Raw genomic sequence first — 18848 nt, 5'->3', positions numbered from 1 at the left:
AGAGTATCACCTCTTTGTATTAAAGTTCTTTTCTAATTATTGCTTCCATAGTGTAGGCTTCTATAACATCACCTGTTTTTATGTCATTGAACTTTTCAATTGTAAGTCCACATTCATATCCAGCGTTAACTTCTTTTGCATCATCCTTAAATCTCTTTAAAGATGATAATTTAGATTGTAATATTACAATACCATCTCTGATTAATCTTATATCATTATTTCTATTAATCTTTCCAGTAAGAATATAACATCCAGCAATAGTACCTACGCTAGAAATTTTATAAGTTTCTCTAACTTCAGCTTTCCCTACAATAACTTCTTTATACTCAGGTTCTAGCATTCCAATCATAGCTGATTTAATATCTTCAATAGCTTCATAGATAATACTATAAGTTTTTATATCAACTTTATCTTTTTCAGCTACACTTACAGCATTATTGTCTGGTCTAACATTAAATCCTATAACTACAGCATTTGAAGCTGCTGCAAGAGTAACATCTGTTTCAGTAATAGCACCAACAGCAGCATGGATAACTCTAACTTTAACATCATCAGTTGATAATTTTTCAAGAGATGATTTAATTGCTTCAACAGAACCTTGAACATCAGCCTTAACAATTATAGCTAATTCTTTTACTTTTCCTTCACGAATTTGATTATAGAAATCTTCTAATGAAACTCTGTGAGCAGAATTTAAATGTTCTTCTCTTAATTTAGATTTTCTAGACTCAGCCATTTGTCTTGCTGTTTTTTCATCTTTAACTACATTAAATCTGTCTCCAGCTTCTGGTACTTCAGAAAGTCCTAAGATTTCAACTGGAATAGATGGACCAGCCTTCTTTATTTTTTTACCTGAATCGTCAAACATAGCTCTTATTCTACCATATGTTGAACCAACTATAATTGAATCTCCTAAGTTTAATGTACCATTTTGAACTAAAAGTGTTGCAACTGCTCCTCTGCCCTTATCAAGCTGAGCTTCAACAACAGTTCCTTGACCTCTTCTATTAGGGTTAGCTTTAAGTTCTTGCATTTCAGCTGTTAATATAAGCATTTCTAATAAAGAATCTATACCTTCATGAGTTTTGGCTGAAACTGGTACACATACAGTATCTCCACCCCAGTCTTCTGCTACAAGACCATATTCAGTTAACTCTTGTTTAACTCTGTCTATGTTAGCTCCTGGTCTATCCATTTTATTAATTGCTACTACTAATGGAACATTAGCAGCTTTACAGTGATTGATTGCTTCTACAGTTTGTGGCATAATTCCATCATCTGCAGCAACTACAAGTACAACAACATCTGTTATTTGTGCCCCACGAGCTCTCATGGCAGTGAAAGCCTCATGTCCAGGTGTGTCTAAGAAAGTAAGCCTTTCACCATTCACATTTACAGTATAAGCACCTATGTGCTGAGTTATACCACCTGCTTCAGAAGCTGTAACCTTTGCTTTTCTAATGGCATCAAGTAAAGAAGTCTTACCATGGTCTACGTGACCCATTACTGTAATAATTGCAGGTCTCTTTGATAGATTGGCATCTTCTTCAATTATTTCTTCAACTTCTTCTAATTTAGTTTCTTCTTCTTTTTTGTTTAAAAGAATATCATATTTTTCAGCAACTTTTTCTGCAATTTCAAAGGTAATTTCTTGGTTTATTGCAGCCATAACTCCGCTAAGCATAAGGTTTTTTATTACATCTGCAATTGGTTGCTTTAATTTTACAGCCAACTCGTTTACAGAAATTGTTTCTCCAATTTCTACGATATCAGATAATGAAGATTCATCCCCCTGTGCTTTTTCGTCTCCAGTTTCTTTTTTTCTTTTCTTCTTCTTGCTTAAATCTTTAACTTCTTCTTCTGCTATTTTTTCATACTCATCCACAATAGATTCAGACTTGTTCTCTTCAGACTTAGTTTCAGATCCAGCTAATAATTCCTTTATTAATTCGGCATCCTCATCTTCAATAACACTCATATGGTTTTTAACTTCAACGCCAAATTCCTCCATTAATAGTGATATTAATTCCTTGCTTGATATGCCTAATTCTTTTGCTAATTCGTAAACTCTTATTTTAGACAATCTATTCACCCCCGATTGTTTTTTGTGACATCATTGTCTCATAATGGCTTAATAATTTTTTTGCCATGTTGATGTCGGTTACGCTAAGAATATTTACTTCTGCTCTTCCTATTGCTTCTCCAAGTTCAGTTTTTGTAAAACACTGAATATATGGAATACTAAGCTTTTCACAGTAATAAACAAATTTTTCCTTAGTCTTTATTGATATATCATTAGAAAAAATAATCAAGTCTATCTTTTCTTTCTTAATTACTTCTTCACACTTATTATATCCTTCTATAAGTTTTCCTGTTCTTTTAGTTAATCCCAAAAATTGAAGAAACTTATTGTTCATCAGATACCTCTTCTCTTAATTTAATAAAAATTTCCTCACTTATCTGTGTTTCCAAACTTCTATTTAACTTTTTAGTTTTAAAAGCTTTTTCTAAACACTCTTTGTTTTTACAGATGTATGCGCCTCTTCCACTTTTCTTTCCAGTAAGATCCACAGATACTTCACCTTCAGGACTCTTTACTATTCTTATAAGCTCTTTTTTAGGTTTCATTTCCATACATCCAGTGCACATTCTCATAGGTATTTTTTTAACCTTCAAACTCAGCACCTCATTTCCTAAAAATTATTCAACTTGAGATTGGCTTTTTATGTCTATCTTCCAACCAGTTAACTTAGCTGCTAATCTTACATTTTGACCTTCTTTTCCTATAGCTAAAGAAAGTTGGTTGTCTTCTACTACAACTTTAGCTGATTTTTCTTCTTCATGTACTTCAACACTTATAACTTTAGCTGGACTTAATGAATTTGCTATAAATTCTTCTGGAATCTTGCTCCATTTAATTATATCAATTTTTTCATTTTTAAGTTCATTTACTACATTTTGAACTCTTACACCCTTTGGTCCAACACAAGCTCCCATTGGATCTATATTCTCTTCATTTGAATAAACTGAAATTTTAGTTCTAGATCCAGCTTCTCTTGCTATACTCTTAATTTCAACTACACCATCAAATATCTCAGGAACTTCTAATTCAAATAATCTCTTAACTAGACCTGGATGAGTTCTTGAAACAACAACTTGCGCTCCCTTAGATCCATTTTTAACTTCAACAATATATAATTTGTATTTTTCATTGAAATTGTATTCATCAGTGCTCATTTGCTCAGAAGGAGTAATTATACCTTCTATTTTACCCAAATCAACAAATACATTTCCTTTATCTTTTCTAGCTACTGTTCCTGTAATAATATCGTATTCTTTTTCTACATACTCATTATATATTATCGTTCTTTCTGCTTCCTTTATTCTTTGCACAACTACTTGTTTTGCAAGCTGTGCAGCAACTCTTCCAAAATTCTTTGGAGTAACTTCTATTTCAGCTACGTCTCCTATTTGATATTTAGGATTCAAACCCTTAGCTTCATCTATACCTATTTCATTAATATGATCATAAGCAGTTTCAACTACATCTTTTTGCGCAAAAACATGAAATTCTCCTGTCTCTCTATTCATAGTAACTCGAACATTTTGAGCTGGTGAACCAGGATTTGAATAATTCTTTTTATAAGCAACTACTAGGGCATCATCAATAGTTGTAAAAATCAAATCTTCACTAATACCCTTATCCCTAACTAATTCTTTTAATGCGCCTATAAATTCCTCATTCATTTTATAACCCTCCTTAAGTCTAAATTTCCCCTTCTAAATTAACAGCTTTAATTTTATCTCGTGGTATATCTAAAGTATTACCATCCACCTCTACTGTTAATATTTCATCTGTTAATGATTTTAAAATACACTTATAACTTTTTTTGTTTTCTACTGGCTTTGATAATTTAACCAAAACCTCATGTCCCATATATCTATTTATATGTTCATCAGTAAACAACTGTCTGAAGATTCCTGGAGAAGATACTTCTAAATAATATGGATCTGTTATTGGATCCTTATTATCTAATAAGTCACTAATAAGTCTACTAACCTTTTCGCAATCATTCAATGATATACCTGCTTCATTATCAATATAGACTCTAAGGTAATATTCATTGCTTTCTTTAACATATTCTATATGATAGAACTCATAACCAAGATTTTCAACTAAAGGTTTTACCATTGTCTTTACTTCTTCGACTAAAAGATCTTTTTGCATGGATTTTCCTCCTTTATTTTTTATTATAAAGTTATTAACTGTATATCCAGTATATTAATTTATGCAAAAACGCAACCTTATAAGTTGCGTCTAACAAAATAGAAAGAGCGGGTTTATTATCCCCACTCCTAACTTTAACTATCGGTAATACTTTCTAATTTATATATTACCATAATAAAGCCACTAATACAAGAAAAATTTAATTAGCTAGATAAAGCCAATTACATTTGAGTCTTCTACATTCTAAAATTCAAATTATTTTTTTATGCTCTTAGGGGGATTTGATGAATATTCAGCGCAATTTATTCTTTTGAGTTTTATTATTTCCATAATAATATAATTCATTCATTTTTCTTTTACTAACTTTAAGTATATGAAATTATAAAATCTTCATTAATATAACTTTATAATTTCATATACTTAAACCAAACACTACTATGACAAAAGTTTTATCACAGCCAATTTTTTTGATAAAATTTCTTTAATTCTTTCCCGAATGAAAACACTAAGCGTTCAAAAAAAAATGTAAAAGTGATTAAATCACTTTTACATTTTTTCAACTTCTTTAATTAACTCTTCAACCAATTCCTCTTCCTTAACTTTTTTTATAATTTCACCTTTTTTAAATATTAGACCTACGCCGTTTCCTCCAGCTATACCAATATCAGCTTCCTTTGCTTCTCCAGGTCCGTTAACTACACATCCCATTATAGCTACAGTTATATTCTTTGAACAATTTGAAAGTCTTTCTTCTATTTGCTTAGCTATATTGATTAGGTTAATTTGAGTTCTACCGCAAGTTGGACATGAAATAAATTGAATACTATTACTCTTATATCCAAAAGTCTTCAGTATTTCATTGCCTACTTTTACTTCTTCAACTGGATCATCTGTAAGAGACACCCTAATTGTATCTCCTATTCCTTCTGCCAATAAAGTTCCTATGCCTATACTTGATTTTATAGTTCCTCTAAAAATAGTTCCTGCTTCAGTAACGCCTAAATGAAGAGGATAATTAATTTTTTCTGAAGCTAATCTATATGCTTCTATCATCTTAATTACATCTGCAGATTTAATCGAAACTACTATATCATAAAACTCTAAATCTTCAAGAATCTTCACGTGTCTTAATGCACTTTCCACTAAAGCTTCAGCTGTAGGTTTATGATATTTTTCTAAAATATCCTTTTCTAACGAGCCAGAGTTAACCCCTATTCTAATAGGAATATTTCTGGTTTTTGCCTCTTCTACAACTTTTTTAATTCTATCTTCACTGCCTATATTACCAGGATTAATCCTTATAGCTGCTACGCCATTTTTCATAGCTTCTAAAGCTAATTTATAATCAAAATGTATATCTGCGACTACAGGTATATTAGATTTAGCAGTTATTTCTTTTAAAGCTATAGCTGCTTCCATATCAGGAACTGCACATCTTACTATATCACAACCTGCTTCTTCTAATTTTTTTATTTGTTCTAAAGTTTTTAATGCATCTCTAGTATCTGTGTTAGTCATAGATTGAACAGATACCTTAGCATCTCCACCTACATATACATTACCTACTTTAACTTTGCGAGTTAACTTTCTAGTCATAATTTCATCTCCTAAAACTTAATTGGATAAAGAATATCCTTTATAGTAACTAAAACCATCAAAGCCATCAATGCTATGAATCCTATACTATTAATTCCTTGAACAACTTTATCTGGAACCTTCTTTCTTGTTATTGCCTCTATAAGTAATATAATTAACCATCCTCCATCAAGAGCTGGGAAAGGCAACAAATTCATTATAGCAAGTTGAATGCTTATATATCCAGTAAAATATAACAAGTTCCATACACCTGCTTGTGCTGCCTGATTTGACATTTTAACAATGGTTACAGGTCCCCCTACTTCTTTTGTAACATCAGCTTTACCTGTAAATAAATTTTTCAATACTCTATAAGTTTGTGTAATTAAGGTAGCTGATTCCTTAAAACTATGCTTTGTTGCATCTAAAAATGTAGGATTGGTATTATTAGCAAATATTATGCCTATCATATAAGCATTATCTTTCTTCTTAGGAGTAACATCTACAGAATATTCCACTCCATTTCTTAAGTAATCCAATTTAACAGGTTTATTTACACTATTATTTATTTCTACAGATATATCCATAGATGTAAATACTTTATGACCATTAGCTCTTACTATTTCGTCACCTTTTTGAAGACCAGCTTCTTTCGCAGGCATATTATCTTGAATATCACCTAATTTATTTTCAGAAAAACCAAAATTCATACTAACTGTTACAAAAATAATTATTGCTAGTAAGAAATTCATTATAACACCAGCAGAAACTATAGTTATTCTTCTCCATGGAGATTTACTTGAAAACGAATCAGGGTCATCAACTGGGGCATCTTGCCCATACATATTTACATATCCCCCTATAGGGAAAGCTTTCAAATTATATTCTGTTTCTTTAATTTTAAATCCCCATATCTTAGGTCCCATTCCTAAAGAAAATTCTAGAACTTTTACTCCATTTATTTTAGCTAAAACAAAATGTCCTAACTCATGTACTATGATTAATAAACTGAAAGCTAAAACAACTAGAATTATATTAACTACGCTCATTAAATTCCCTCCTAATTATTATATTTTGAGTAAATATACTCTCTTATTTCTTTATCTATTTCAATTATGTTCGATAAGGTTACCTCTTTATTATAGTCAAATTTATCCAAACATTCTTTAATTATTTCAGGTATTTGCTTATATAAAATTCTACTTTTTAAGAATAAATCTACAGAAGCTTCATTACTGGAATTAAGTATTGCTGGCATCAGCTTTCCTTTCTTTCCTGCTTCATAAGCAAATTTTAAACATTGAAAAGTTTCTAAATCAGGTTTCTCGAATGTTAAAGTTGAAATTTTGCATAAATCTAATTCTTCAATTACTGCATCAAGTCTCTCACCATAATTTAATGCATACTGTATAGGTAATCTCATATCCGGTGTGCTAAGCTGCGCAATTATACTGTTATCGTTATATTGAACCATTGAATGAATAATTGATTGAGGATGAACAACAACTTCAATATTATTATAATCACAATCAAAAAGCCAATGAGCTTCTATTACTTCAAGTCCTTTATTCATTAGTGTAGATGAATCCACTGTGATTTTAGGGCCCATATTCCAATTTGGGTGATTCAACGCATCTTTTAAAGTCACCTTTTCTAGATCCTCTTTAGTTTTTCCTCTAAAAGGCCCTCCTGAAGCAGTCAGAATTAATTTGTTTACAGCTTTATGCTTATTCCCCTGTAGACACTGAAAAACTGCACCATGTTCTGAATCAACTGGTAGTATTTTAATCCCTTTTTCTTTCGCTTTTCTCATGACAAGTTCTCCTGCTACAACCAAAGTTTCTTTGTTAGCAAGAGCTATATCCTTATTAGCATCGATAGCTGCTAAAGTTGGTTCTAAACCTATCATCCCTACCAATGCTGTAATTACCAATTCAACTTCTCTTAATGTTGATATGGTTATTAATCCTTCCATTCCTTTTAATACCGTAACATTAATATTTTTATTTTTTACATATTTAAGTATCTCTTCATAAGCTTCTTCATTCCACATAGCCACATAATTAGGTTTAAATTCATCTATAATATTAATTATTTTATCAACACTTCTATTTGCGGCAACTGCTACTAAGTTATATTTATCTGAATTTTTTCTTACTATATCTATTGTTTGTTCTCCTATTGAGCCTGTTGCTCCTAATAAGCATAAGTTTTTCATGTCAGTTCCTCCTAATGATATAAATTACTATTCAATTATACCATTTTATATGAATAATTTAAAATTTGCAATAAAGTGATGGAAATATTATTCTATATAACAATATATTAATAATATATTCAAATAAAATTAAAAAAATCCTACTTAATAAAAACTTTATTAAGTAGGATTTCCCTAAAGCATCATAAGAAATTTTATATAAATAAATACTACCACTGCTGAATACAAACTACTATCAAATCTATCTAGTATTCCGCCATGACCTGGTATCAAATTGCTATAATCTTTTATATTAGAATGTCTTTTTACCGATGATGCAACTAAATCACCAAATTGAGAGAACACTCCGCAAAGAGCTCCTATAATAAAATAATGATATGTAGCTATATCCGTAAAATTAAATTTATTAATAATAATGATTCCAAAAATTCCACATAGCAAACTACATATGATTAATCCGCCAAGAGATCCCTCAATAGTTTTCTTAGGACTTACCTTTTCATTTAACTTATGGGTAGTTCCTAGCTTGCTAAATAGTCTGCCTATATAATAGGCTCCAGTGTCACATCCCCATGATCCTAAGAAGATAAGCCAAACTAAGTATTGACCACCCTTAAAAGTATTAACCAAATATATACAACTAAAAAATACCCCAACATAAATGAACCCTAACATAGTTACTGCCACATCAATGTAATTAAGTTCAGGCTTTAATACTGGCAGACACAACATTAAAAATGTAGATACAATTATCATATAAGATAATGCTTCAAAATTATTGTTGGTTATATAGAAAATAATTAATAGAGCATATCCTACAACATCAAATGTTCTTATCTTAGATATTTTAGCTGTTTTATAGAATTCATACAGGCCTGCTATAGAAATTGCTATAGTAAAATATTTTAAATACACTCCCCCTAAAAATATGAAAAGAATAAAAGGGGCTATTATGGCAGCACCTATATATCTTTTATTTATACTCATCTGTATCATCCTTTAACTATTTTATTTTTTTATTCCACCAAATCTTCTATCTCTTTGTTGATAATCACAAATAGCTTTTTCTAAATCTTTTTCATTAAAATCTGGCCAGTTAATATCAGAATACCAGAACTCTGAATAAGCACATTGCCATAACATAAAGTTACTCAATCTTTGTTCACCGCTTGGTCTAATAATTATATCTGGATCTGGCATATTAGCAGTATATAAATAATTTGAGAAGGTTGAGCCATTTATAGAATCTATATTTATCTCACCCTTTTGAACTTTTTTATAGATATTTTTTATACCACGAATAATCTCATCTCTACCTCCGTAGTTTAGTGCCAAATTTAAGACTACTCCTGTATTATTTTTTGTATTTTCATAAGCTTTATTCAATTCATCTTGACAATTTTGAGGTAATCTAGTTATATCTCCAATATGATTTATTACCACTCCATTTTCATTCAGTTCCTTAAACTCATTTTTTAAATACTCAACTAGCAATTTCATAAGAGCAGATACTTCTTCTTGAGGCCTTTTCCAATTTTCTGTAGAAAAAGCATATAGAGTTAAATATTTCACACCTAATCTATCACATTCTTTAACTATTTTTCTTATAGTCTCTACTCCAGCTTTATGTCCCAAAGCTCTTGGTAAATTTCTTTCCTCAGCCCATCTTCCATTTCCATCCATAATTATTGCTATATGTTTCGGAATATTATTTTTATCTAAATGTATATGTTCATAGTGCCTTCTACTTTTCTTGGAACCAAATAAATTAAACACTAAAAGCTCACCTCTTTTCAAATTTAAGTTTATTATAATATCATAAAGAATAAAAAAAACCTGCTAAAGAAGCAGGTCCTATATTGACATAATTTCTTTTTCTTTAGAAGTTAATATATTATCTATTTCTTTAATGAATCCATCAGTAACCTTTTGAATACTATCTTCACCTTTTTTGATTTCATCTTCTGATAAATCTAATTCTTTCTTAAGAGATTTAATCTTATCATTAGCATCTCTTCTTATTGATCTAATTGCAACCTTAGCATCCTCTCCAGTTTTCTTTACTGTTTTAACAAGATTTTTTCTTGTTTCTTCAGTTAATTCTGGAACTACTAGTCTGATTACAGAACCATCACTATTAGGATTAATTCCCAAATCAGATTTTAATATTGCTTTTTCGATTTCTTTTAGTAATGGCTTCTCCCAAGGAGTGATTACTAGCATTCTTGGCTCTGGAGCAGCAACATTAGCTACTTGATTAATAGAACACATGCTTCCATAGTAATCAACTTGTATTCTATCTAACATAGTTGGATTAGCTCTTCCAGCTTTCATAGTAGAAAGATCTGATTGTAAAACAGAAACTGTTTTAGTCATTTTTTCTTCAGCTAATTTTATAATATCTTTAATCATAAATTATCTCCTTTTTAACTCCTTACTTAGATGAAACTAATGTTCCAATCTTTTCTCCTTTTATTGCTTTTTGAATATTACCAGGTTCATCTAACCCGAAAACTAATATAGGAATATTATTATCCATACATAATGAGGTAGCTGTAGAATCCATTACTTGCAGGCCTTTTTCTAGAACTTCCATATGAGTTAATGTATCAAATTTCTTTGCATCATCATACTTGTGTGGATCCTTATCATATACGCCATCAACTTTCTTTGCAAGAAGAATCACATCTGCTTCAATTTCAGCTGCTCTTAATGCTGCAGTAGTATCAGTTGAAAAATATGGATTTCCTGTTCCAGCAGCAAATATTACAACTCTACCCTTTTCTAAATGTCTCATAGCTCTTCTTCTAATAAAAGGTTCAGCCACTTGTTTCATGTCTATAGCAGTTTGAACTCTTGTTTTTACTCCAGCTGATTCTAGTGAATCTTGAAGTGCTAGAGCGTTAATACAAGTTGCAAGCATTCCCATGTAGTCAGCTGTGGTTCTATCCATACCTTCACCACTTCTGCCTCTCCAAATGTTTCCGCCACCAACTACAGTGCCAACTTCCACACCTAAATCAACTAATTGTTTTATTTCTCCAGCAATTCTTTGTGCTACATTAAAGTCAATACCAAAACCGTTAGTTCCAGCCAAAGCTTCCCCTGATAGTTTTAATATAACTCTCTTATACTTACAAGATTCCATACGTCAACCTCCATTTTAGATAAATTTATTTTAATGAGTCTATTTTAAAAAAAGAGAACACTTAGTGTCCTCTTTTCTAGTTACCTTTTACTTGTCTAGCAACTTCAGCAGCGAAATCTTCTTCTTCCTTTTCGATGCCTTCTCCTCTTTCGAATCTTACAAACTTATTAACTGTAATTTGAGAACCAACTTCTTTAGACTTTTCTTCTACATATTTAGTAATAGTCTTAGTTGAATCTTTAACCCAAAGTTGTTCTACTAAACAAACTTCTTTGTAGTATTTTTGAACTCTTCCAACTACCATTTTTTCAACGATATTTTCTGGCTTTCCTTCATTCAAAGCTTGAACTCTAAAGATTTCTTTTTCTTTTTCTACTGATTCAGTATCAACAGATTCTTTGTTTAAGAATAATGGGTTAGCAGCAGCAACTTGCATAGCTAAATCCTTTGCAACTTCTTCTACAACTGGATTTACTACAGCAGATCCTAATTCTACAAGAACTCCTATTCTTCCACCACCATGAATATAGCTTTGGATTAAACCATTTTCAACTGTAAGTGTTTCAAATCTTCTTACATTCATGTTTTCTCCAAGTTTAGCTATTAAAGCTGTTAAAGCTTCTTGAACTGTTTGTTCTGCATTGAATTTTTCAGCAACAAATTCTTCTATCTTTGTAGCCTTAGTTTTTGCAGCCATTTCAGCTAATTTAGCAGCGAAAGCAACAAACTCTTCATTAGCAGCAACGAAATCTGTTTCGCAGTTTAATTCAACTATACCTGCTGATTTCTTATCTTCTGAAACATAAGTCTTAACGATACCTTCAGCAGCAACTCTACCTGCTTTTTTAGCAGCAGCTGCAAGACCTTTTTCTCTTAATATTTCTATAGCTTTTTCCATATCGCCGTTTGATTCTGTTAATGCTTTTTTACAGTCCATCATTCCAGCGCTAGTTCTTTCTCTTAATTCCTTAACTAATTGTGCAGTTATCATTTAATAATTCCTCCTTCAAATTGTTGGTGAAAAGGTAAATGAAGATTTCTTCATCTACCTTAGAGTGAAAAAAATTACTCAGCTAATTGCTCACCTTGTCTTCCTTCAATAATAGCGTCTGCCATTTTTCCAGCTATTAATTTAACAGCTCTTATAGCATCATCATTTCCTGGAATTACATAGTCAACATCATCTGGATCACAGTTAGTATCTACTATAGCTACTACTGGTATTCCTAATATTTTTGCTTCTAAAATAGTATTTCTTTCTTTTCTTGGATCTACTATAAATATAGCTCCTATATTAGTTGAATCTAAGTTTTTGATACCACCTAAATTCTTTTCTAATTTTTCCATTTCACCCTTTAATTTGATAACTTCTTTCTTAGGAAGAACTTCGAATGTTCCATCCTCTTCCATTTGGTGTAATTCAGCAAGTCTGTTAATTCTACCTTTTATTGTCTTAAAGTTAGTTAACATTCCACCTAACCATCTGTTGTTAACAAAGTGCATATTACATCTAACTGCTTCTTCTTGAATTGCTTCTTGAGCTTGCTTTTTAGTTCCAACGAAAAGAATATCTTTTCCTTCTACTGAAACTTCTTTTATGAAGTCATAAGCTTCTTCTACTTTTTTAACTGTCTTTTGAAGATCTATTATATATATTCCGTTTCTTTCTGTGAATATATATGGAGCCATCTTAGGGTTCCATCTTCTTGTTTGATGTCCAAAGTGAACACCAGCTTCTAATAATTGTTTCATTGATATTACTGACATGTTGTACCCTCCTAAATTTGGTTAATCCTCCACTATCTCCATTCTTATAGAAATTCCAAGACCGTTGTACTTATCTTGGCACCAATCTATAAACGAGATAATGTGTGTATTTTCTTACCTAAAATAGTATATCATATGCTTTTTCTACAAGCAATATATTTTTTAAACTATTATAATATATTAAAAAATATAAAAATAGATAGAAAGTTACCTATCTACCTATTTTTATCAACTCTTATGCTAATTATTCTACTAATGTATATTTTTAAGTTCTTCTAATAATTTATCATTAAGGATCTTTATGTGAGTTCCCTTCATTCCTAAACTTCTTGACTCTATTACTCCTGCACTTTCAAACTTTCTAAGTGCATTTACAATAACTGATCTTGTTATTCCAACTTTATCTGCTATTTTAGATGCTACTAGCAATCCTTCATCACCGTTAAGCTCATTAAATATATGCTCCACAGCTTCTAATTCAGAATAAGATAATGTTCCTATAGCAAGTTGAACCACAGCTTTCTTTCTAGCATCTTCTTCTATTTCATCTTTTTTAGATCTTAATATTTCTAATCCAACAATTGTAGCTGAATATTCTGATAACACTAAGTCTTCATCGGTAAATGGACAGTTAAACCTTGCTAAAATTAATGTTCCAAGTCTCTCACCATTTCCGATTATCGGAACTATGGTTGATATCTTTCCTTGCATTTCACATTTACCTTCATCTGCAAATACACAATCTCCTTGGCTATTAAGATTAGCTAAAGTTTCATTGATTTCCAATAGTTTATGATTATAATCTTCTGGAAATCTTTTATCTTCAGTTACTTTTTCTCTCATGACTTTACATTGAAACCCTTCTAAAAAAGTAAAGCCAATAACTTTTCCCTTTCTACTAGCAATATATACGTTACATTGTAGCACTTCACTAAGTAATTTACAGATATCACTAAAGGCTAACTGTTCTGTCCCCGTTTTTTGCAAGATTTTATTTAATCTTCTTGTCTTATCTAATAGCGTTGACATGTAATTCCTCCCCCGAATCTCTTATATTGTTTGAATTTTCAAAATTTATTTAATATTCAAAATCAACTCGACAATTCCATCATACCACATAGAATTAACATATTCAACCTATTATTATTTATTTCGACATTCCATTTTCTGTTTCAATAACAATTTTATGCTTGCATTCTTTATTTACGCATTCAATATGATTCCCTAAAGTTTTAGAATACTTTTTCACCATAACAGATCCACATTCAGGACATTTTTCTTTTGCAGGTTCATACCAGCTTACAAAATCACAGTTAGGGTAATTAGAACATCCAAAGAATTTTCTACCCTTTTTACTTCTTTTAGCTACAACTTTCCCTCCGCATTTTGGACAAGGTGCTTCTACCTCTTCTACTATAGCTTTAGTATTTTGACATTCAGGATATCCAGGACAAGCTAAGAAATCGCCAAATCGCCCGTGTTTTATTACCATCATTCTGCCACATTTATCGCAAGGTACATCGCTAACCTTATCTTCTATAACAACTTTTGAAATTTCTTTTTCAGCAATTTCAATAGCTTCACTTAATGGTGTGAAGAAATCTTCAACAATTTTAGTCCAAGCCTCTGTGCCCTCTTCAACTGCATCAAGTTTTGATTCCATTGAAGCTGTAAAATCTATATCAACAATTTGCTTAAAGAACTTACTAACAATATCATTTACAATCACACCTAGTTCTGTTGCCTCTAAATTCTTTTTTTCTCTTTGTACATATTTTCTATCTAGTAGTGTAGAAATAGTTGGTACATAAGTACTTGGTCTTCCTATTCCCTTTTCTTCTAGTAACTTAACGAAAGAAGCTTCAGTATATCTTGCTGGTGGTTGAGTAAAATGTTGTTTACTATCTAATTTATGGACATTTAATACTTCACTTTCTTTGAGTTCTGGTAATAAGCCTGACTCTTCATCATCTTCCCCTATATATTCATACACCTTCATAAAACCATCAAATTTTATTGTTGCTCCAGAAGCCCTAAATTTATAATCCCCATTTTTTATTTCAATTGAATTAGTATTTAACACGCAAGCAGTCATCTGACAAGCTATAAACCTTTTCCAAATTAAAGTATATAATTTATATTGATCCTTTGTAAGGCTTTCTTGTGCTACCTCTGGTGTAATATCTATATAAGTTGGTCTTATAGCTTCATGTGCATCTTGTATATTTTTCTTTCCCTTAAAGGCTCTTGGTGTTTCTAATGCATATTTATCACCAAAGTTATCCTTAATATAATTTTTTGCATTTTCTGAAGCCTCAGCTGAAATTCTAACAGAGTCTGTTCTCATATAAGTAATAAGACCAATTGTACCATGACCCTTTACTTCAACACCTTCATATAGCTGCTGAGCTAATGACATTGTCTTCTTAGTTGTAAAATTCAATTTTCTACTTGCATCCTGTTGCAAAGTTGAAGTAGTAAATGGTGGCAATGGATTTTTCTGTTTTTCACCTTTTTTCATCTTATCAACTATAAAATCATTGCTTTTCAAATCTGATATTACTTTAGTTGCCTCTGCTTCATTATTTAATTCTATTTTTTTACTTTTATATGATACTAACTTTGAATTGATTATATTTTTATCCTTACTAAAACTGCAGTCTATAGTCCAAAATTCTTTTGGTTCAAATTTACTTATTTCTTCTTCTCTATCACAAATCAACTTTAATGCTGCAGATTGAACTCTTCCTGCACTAAGACCCCATTTAACATTTCTCCATAGAAGAGGACTTATTTGATATCCCACTAATCTATCTAAAACTCTTCGAGCCTGTTGAGCATCTACAAGATTTTTATCTATTTCTCTAGGACTCTTTATTGAATTTTTAATTGCATTTTTAGTTACTTCATTAAATTCAATTCTACATTTTTCTGAACCATCTATTTTTAATACATTAGCTAAATGCCATGATATAGCTTCCCCTTCTCTATCGGGGTCAGTTGCCAAATAAACTTTATCACATTTTTTTGCTAATTTTTTTAATTTATCTAATAAGTCACCTTTTCCTCTTATAGTGATGTATTTAGGATTGAAATTATTTTCTACATCCACTCCTAGTTGACTTTTAGGCAAATCTCTTACATGCCCCATAGAAGCTTCTACTACGAAATTTTTACCCAGATACTTTCCAATGGTTTTTGCCTTTGCTGGTGATTCAACTATTACTAACTTTTGTCCCATATCATTAATCCCGAAATATATAATATTATCGGGTATTCACCCCCTTAAATCTATCTAATTAATTCGTGCATAATAATTTCCTGGTAGTAAAACAATTTCTTTTTTAAATTGCAATTCAAATAATACCTCATAAATTAATGCTGTGTCAATATTTACATTCCTAATTATGTCATTAATATGCATTGGTTCTTGAGTTAATACCTTGAAAATAATCTGTTTTAGCCTATTATTACTATCTTTTAAAATATTATTATATTCTTTTTGCGAAGTAATACAAGTAAGATTTAATCTTTCAATCATCACATCTACATCATATAATGTATGAGCTCCATCACCCATTAATTTATTAGGTCCTTTACTCTTAGGTGCAAATATAGATCCTGGTACTGCAAATATTTCTTTATTTTGATTTAAAGCAAAAGTAGTTGTAATGGATGTACCACTTCTTTCTCCACCTTCTACTACTATTAATGTATCACACAACCCAGCTATTATTCTATTTCTCCTTGGAAAATTACATGCCTTTGATGGTTCATCAGGCAGGAATTCACTTATTAAGCATCCATTATTACTAATTTGTTTGAACAACTCCCTATTGTTTCTAGGATAACATACAGATAGCCCATTACCTAATACACTTATAGTTTTGCCTCCATATTCAAGACAGCATCTATGGGCAATAGAATCTATCCCTCTAGCTCCTCCACTAATAATATTAACTTTATAGTCACTTAATTTCTTACAAATAAATTCAGTAACCCTAATTCCATACTCTGTACAATCTCTTGATCCAATTATAGATATATTATGGCCTCCATTTCTGATAATATCTATATCTCCTTTATAAAACAATACACAGGGTGGAGAATAGGTATAAACTAGGTTTTCTGGATAATCTTCATCTTCACGCGTAATATATTTTATACCTCGTTTTAAAATGAAATCATATAACTTTACTACCTGCTCATCAGATATTTTATCCCATTCTTTTTTTATTTCGTAATCTTCAGCGAAAAATAAAATTTCTTCATTATATATTCTCTTGAGTATTTTCAATTTTTCATCATTTGTAATGTCCGTTAGAAATAATTTATGCTTATAAAAATTAACTTTATCCATACCTATATAACCTCACCATCAATGAATCTTCTATAATTTAACGCCTCTATTATATGCTTCTTCTCTACATACTCACATTGATCTAAATCCGAAATAGTTCTAGCTAATCTTAGTATTTTATCTACCCCTCTAGTACTTAGATTAAATCTCCCATAGATAGTTTCTAGAAACTTCTCTAATTCATTTTTATTATTCTTTATTATACTATTTAAGATATCCTTATGAGAAAGTTCAGAGTTGAATTTTATATCTTTTCTTGTAGAAAATCGCTTATTTTGAATTTCTACAGCCTTTGCTACTTTTCGCTTCATTTCTTCAGATCCCAAATTCTGAGTTCCTTTAACCAAGGAGTTAAATTTTATTGATGGAACATAAATAAACATATCAATTCTATCTAGTACAGCCTTTGATACTCTATTTATATACCTTTTTCTTTCCGAATCTGTACATGTACAGCCACTATTTGTATCCTCATTAAGATATCTTCCACATGGACACATATTCATCGCTGCTAAAAATATAAAATTTGCTGGATACATTACGTTACCACTTATTCTAGAAATACTTATTGATTTATCCTCTAATGGCTCTCTTAATGATTCCAGCGATACTTTCTCAAACTCTGGAAGTTCATCTAGGAATAGAACGCCATTGTGTGCAAGAGTAACTTCACCTGGTTTCAGCTCCCTTCCCCCACCTACTAATTTTATGCGTGTAGTTGTATGATGAGGATTTCTGAATGGTCTCTTATTTATTATTGGAGTTTTAGAATCTAGCAATCCAGAAACACTATATATTTTTGTGATTTCAATGTAATCCTCATCTTTAAGTTCTGGTAATATGGATGGCAATCTCTTAGCTAACATAGTTTTTCCGCAACCTGGTGGACCATATAAAATAATATTGTGATTACCCGCAGCTGCAATTTGTAAAGCTCTCTTTGCTTCTTCTTGCCCAAATACATCATTGAAATCTACAAATTCTTCTTCACTATCAGCAAAGTTATTATTATTTTCTGCAGGCAGTAAATCTTCATTAATTAAAAATTCAGCCACTTGTTTTAAACTATTCATCGGAAAAATATTAGCCTGCTTTACCAATGTAGCTTCTTGACAATTTTCTTGAGGTATAATAAACGAATCTACTAAATTTGACACTCCATTAAGAACCACCGGTAATACTCCATTTACTTTTCTTAAACTACCATCTAGAGCTAGTTCACCTACTAAAATAAACTTTTTTAAATTGTTTGCACAAATTTGCCCACTTTGAATCAAAATCCCTATAGCAATTGGCAAATCTAAAAGAGAACCTATCTTTTTAAGATCTGCCGGGGCTAAATTTACCACTATTCTTCCTAGCGGAAAATCATAACCCGAATTTAATATTGCAGCTCTAACTCGTTCTCTAGACTCCTTAACAGTTGTATCTGGCAACCCTACTATATAAAAGGAAGGTAAGCCTCTACTAATGTCTATTTCAACACTTATCTCCACTCCCTGAAGTCCATTAAAAGTGGAACTTTTTATAATTACTGACATTTTAATCACCT

Annotated in this window: 18 protein-coding genes; all 18 read right to left on the bottom strand. The window is 30.9% G+C overall.

The window, feature by feature from the left end:
• Nucleotides 1–19 precede the first annotated feature (19 nt).
• The 18 genes from infB to OCU47_RS07900 all read right to left on the bottom strand — a co-directional run bounded on the left by infB (nucleotide 20) and on the right by OCU47_RS07900 (nucleotide 18837).
• Nucleotides 20–2083 (bottom strand): translation initiation factor IF-2, encoded by a 2064-nt coding sequence (gene infB / locus OCU47_RS07985; protein ID WP_261828073.1) that lies wholly within the window; start codon nucleotides 2081–2083, stop codon nucleotides 20–22.
• A gap of 1 nt (nucleotide 2084) precedes the next feature.
• A complete protein-coding gene (locus OCU47_RS07980; protein WP_261828072.1) occupies nucleotides 2085–2417 on the bottom strand; it encodes a ribosomal L7Ae/L30e/S12e/Gadd45 family protein in 333 nt (110 codons plus the stop codon).
• Nucleotides 2407–2676 (bottom strand): RNase P modulator RnpM, encoded by a 270-nt coding sequence (rnpM, locus tag OCU47_RS07975; RefSeq protein WP_261828071.1) that lies wholly within the window; start codon nucleotides 2674–2676, stop codon nucleotides 2407–2409. Before rnpM ends, OCU47_RS07980 begins: the two co-directional genes overlap by 11 nt.
• Before the next feature lie 24 nt (nucleotides 2677–2700).
• Complete coding sequence (gene nusA, locus OCU47_RS07970) at nucleotides 2701–3747, bottom strand: transcription termination factor NusA (protein WP_261828070.1); 1047 nt, start codon at nucleotides 3745–3747, stop codon at nucleotides 2701–2703.
• Nucleotides 3748–3766: 19 nt separating this feature from the next.
• Nucleotides 3767–4228: a ribosome maturation factor RimP gene (gene rimP, locus OCU47_RS07965; protein WP_261828069.1), complete on the bottom strand. Its 462-nt coding sequence runs from the start codon at nucleotides 4226–4228 to the stop codon at nucleotides 3767–3769.
• 546 nt (nucleotides 4229–4774) lie between these two features.
• Nucleotides 4775–5824, bottom strand: a complete 1050-nt coding sequence (gene ispG, locus OCU47_RS07960; RefSeq protein ID WP_261828068.1) for a flavodoxin-dependent (E)-4-hydroxy-3-methylbut-2-enyl-diphosphate synthase — start codon at nucleotides 5822–5824, stop codon at nucleotides 4775–4777.
• Between the two features lie 11 nt (nucleotides 5825–5835).
• Entirely contained in the window at nucleotides 5836–6852 is a 1017-nt protein-coding gene (gene rseP, locus OCU47_RS07955; protein ID WP_261828067.1) for an RIP metalloprotease RseP, read from the bottom strand.
• Between the two features lie 11 nt (nucleotides 6853–6863).
• Nucleotides 6864–8021 (bottom strand): 1-deoxy-D-xylulose-5-phosphate reductoisomerase, encoded by a 1158-nt coding sequence (gene dxr / locus OCU47_RS07950; protein ID WP_261828066.1) that lies wholly within the window; start codon nucleotides 8019–8021, stop codon nucleotides 6864–6866.
• Nucleotides 8022–8195: 174 nt separating this feature from the next.
• Entirely contained in the window at nucleotides 8196–9008 is an 813-nt protein-coding gene (locus OCU47_RS07945) for a phosphatidate cytidylyltransferase (protein ID WP_261828065.1), read from the bottom strand.
• Nucleotides 9009–9029: 21 nt separating this feature from the next.
• Nucleotides 9030–9797 carry an isoprenyl transferase gene (locus tag OCU47_RS07940; RefSeq protein WP_261828064.1) on the bottom strand — a complete coding sequence of 256 codons (768 nt, stop codon included), beginning with the start codon at nucleotides 9795–9797 and terminating at the stop codon, nucleotides 9030–9032.
• Nucleotides 9798–9875: 78 nt separating this feature from the next.
• On the bottom strand, nucleotides 9876–10433 hold the full coding sequence (frr, locus tag OCU47_RS07935; protein WP_261828063.1) for a ribosome recycling factor: 558 nt from the start codon (nucleotides 10431–10433) through the stop codon (nucleotides 9876–9878).
• 22 nt (nucleotides 10434–10455) lie between these two features.
• Nucleotides 10456–11169 (bottom strand): UMP kinase, encoded by a 714-nt coding sequence (gene pyrH, locus OCU47_RS07930; protein ID WP_261828062.1) that lies wholly within the window; start codon nucleotides 11167–11169, stop codon nucleotides 10456–10458.
• A gap of 76 nt (nucleotides 11170–11245) precedes the next feature.
• Nucleotides 11246–12160: a translation elongation factor Ts gene (gene tsf / locus OCU47_RS07925; RefSeq protein ID WP_261828061.1), complete on the bottom strand. Its 915-nt coding sequence runs from the start codon at nucleotides 12158–12160 to the stop codon at nucleotides 11246–11248.
• A 74-nt stretch (nucleotides 12161–12234) separates the two neighbouring features.
• On the bottom strand, nucleotides 12235–12936 hold the full coding sequence (rpsB, locus tag OCU47_RS07920; RefSeq protein WP_261828060.1) for a 30S ribosomal protein S2: 702 nt from the start codon (nucleotides 12934–12936) through the stop codon (nucleotides 12235–12237).
• A 252-nt stretch (nucleotides 12937–13188) separates the two neighbouring features.
• Nucleotides 13189–13965 (bottom strand): GTP-sensing pleiotropic transcriptional regulator CodY, encoded by a 777-nt coding sequence (codY, locus tag OCU47_RS07915; RefSeq protein WP_261828059.1) that lies wholly within the window; start codon nucleotides 13963–13965, stop codon nucleotides 13189–13191.
• Between the two features lie 118 nt (nucleotides 13966–14083).
• Complete coding sequence (gene topA / locus OCU47_RS07910; protein WP_261828058.1) at nucleotides 14084–16177, bottom strand: type I DNA topoisomerase; 2094 nt, start codon at nucleotides 16175–16177, stop codon at nucleotides 14084–14086.
• Nucleotides 16178–16231: 54 nt separating this feature from the next.
• On the bottom strand, nucleotides 16232–17296 hold the full coding sequence (gene dprA, locus OCU47_RS07905) for a DNA-processing protein DprA (RefSeq protein ID WP_261828057.1): 1065 nt from the start codon (nucleotides 17294–17296) through the stop codon (nucleotides 16232–16234).
• A gap of 2 nt (nucleotides 17297–17298) precedes the next feature.
• Complete coding sequence (locus tag OCU47_RS07900) at nucleotides 17299–18837, bottom strand: YifB family Mg chelatase-like AAA ATPase (protein ID WP_261828056.1); 1539 nt, start codon at nucleotides 18835–18837, stop codon at nucleotides 17299–17301.
• Nucleotides 18838–18848: the final 11 nt, after the last annotated feature.

The sequence above is a fragment of the Clostridium sp. TW13 genome (assembly GCF_024345225.1).
GTDB classification, from domain to species: domain Bacteria; phylum Bacillota; class Clostridia; order Clostridiales; family Clostridiaceae; genus Inconstantimicrobium; species Inconstantimicrobium mannanitabidum.
This window is presented reverse-complemented; position numbering and strand designations above follow the sequence as displayed.

What these genes read in the sequence shown, in the direction of transcription:
- OCU47_RS07980 (WP_261828072.1), bottom strand. Translation starts at nt 2,417, where the DNA reads ATGAACAATAAGTTTCTTCAATTTTTGGGATTAACTAAAAGAACAGGA.
- nusA (WP_261828070.1), bottom strand. Translation starts at nt 3,747, where the DNA reads ATGAATGAGGAATTTATAGGCGCATTAAAAGAATTAGTTAGGGATAAG.
- rimP (WP_261828069.1), bottom strand. Translation starts at nt 4,228, where the DNA reads ATGCAAAAAGATCTTTTAGTCGAAGAAGTAAAGACAATGGTAAAACCT.
- ispG (WP_261828068.1), bottom strand. Translation starts at nt 5,824, where the DNA reads ATGACTAGAAAGTTAACTCGCAAAGTTAAAGTAGGTAATGTATATGTA.
- rseP (WP_261828067.1), bottom strand. Translation starts at nt 6,852, where the DNA reads ATGAGCGTAGTTAATATAATTCTAGTTGTTTTAGCTTTCAGTTTATTA.
- dxr (WP_261828066.1), bottom strand. Translation starts at nt 8,021, where the DNA reads ATGAAAAACTTATGCTTATTAGGAGCAACAGGCTCAATAGGAGAACAA.
- OCU47_RS07945 (WP_261828065.1), bottom strand. Translation starts at nt 9,008, where the DNA reads ATGAGTATAAATAAAAGATATATAGGTGCTGCCATAATAGCCCCTTTT.
- frr (WP_261828063.1), bottom strand. Translation starts at nt 10,433, where the DNA reads ATGATTAAAGATATTATAAAATTAGCTGAAGAAAAAATGACTAAAACA.
- pyrH (WP_261828062.1), bottom strand. Translation starts at nt 11,169, where the DNA reads ATGGAATCTTGTAAGTATAAGAGAGTTATATTAAAACTATCAGGGGAA.
- tsf (WP_261828061.1), bottom strand. Translation starts at nt 12,160, where the DNA reads ATGATAACTGCACAATTAGTTAAGGAATTAAGAGAAAGAACTAGCGCT.
- rpsB (WP_261828060.1), bottom strand. Translation starts at nt 12,936, where the DNA reads ATGTCAGTAATATCAATGAAACAATTATTAGAAGCTGGTGTTCACTTT.
- codY (WP_261828059.1), bottom strand. Translation starts at nt 13,965, where the DNA reads ATGTCAACGCTATTAGATAAGACAAGAAGATTAAATAAAATCTTGCAA.
- topA (WP_261828058.1), bottom strand. Translation starts at nt 16,177, where the DNA reads ATGGGACAAAAGTTAGTAATAGTTGAATCACCAGCAAAGGCAAAAACC.
- dprA (WP_261828057.1), bottom strand. Translation starts at nt 17,296, where the DNA reads ATGGATAAAGTTAATTTTTATAAGCATAAATTATTTCTAACGGACATT.
- OCU47_RS07900 (WP_261828056.1), bottom strand. Translation starts at nt 18,837, where the DNA reads ATGTCAGTAATTATAAAAAGTTCCACTTTTAATGGACTTCAGGGAGTG.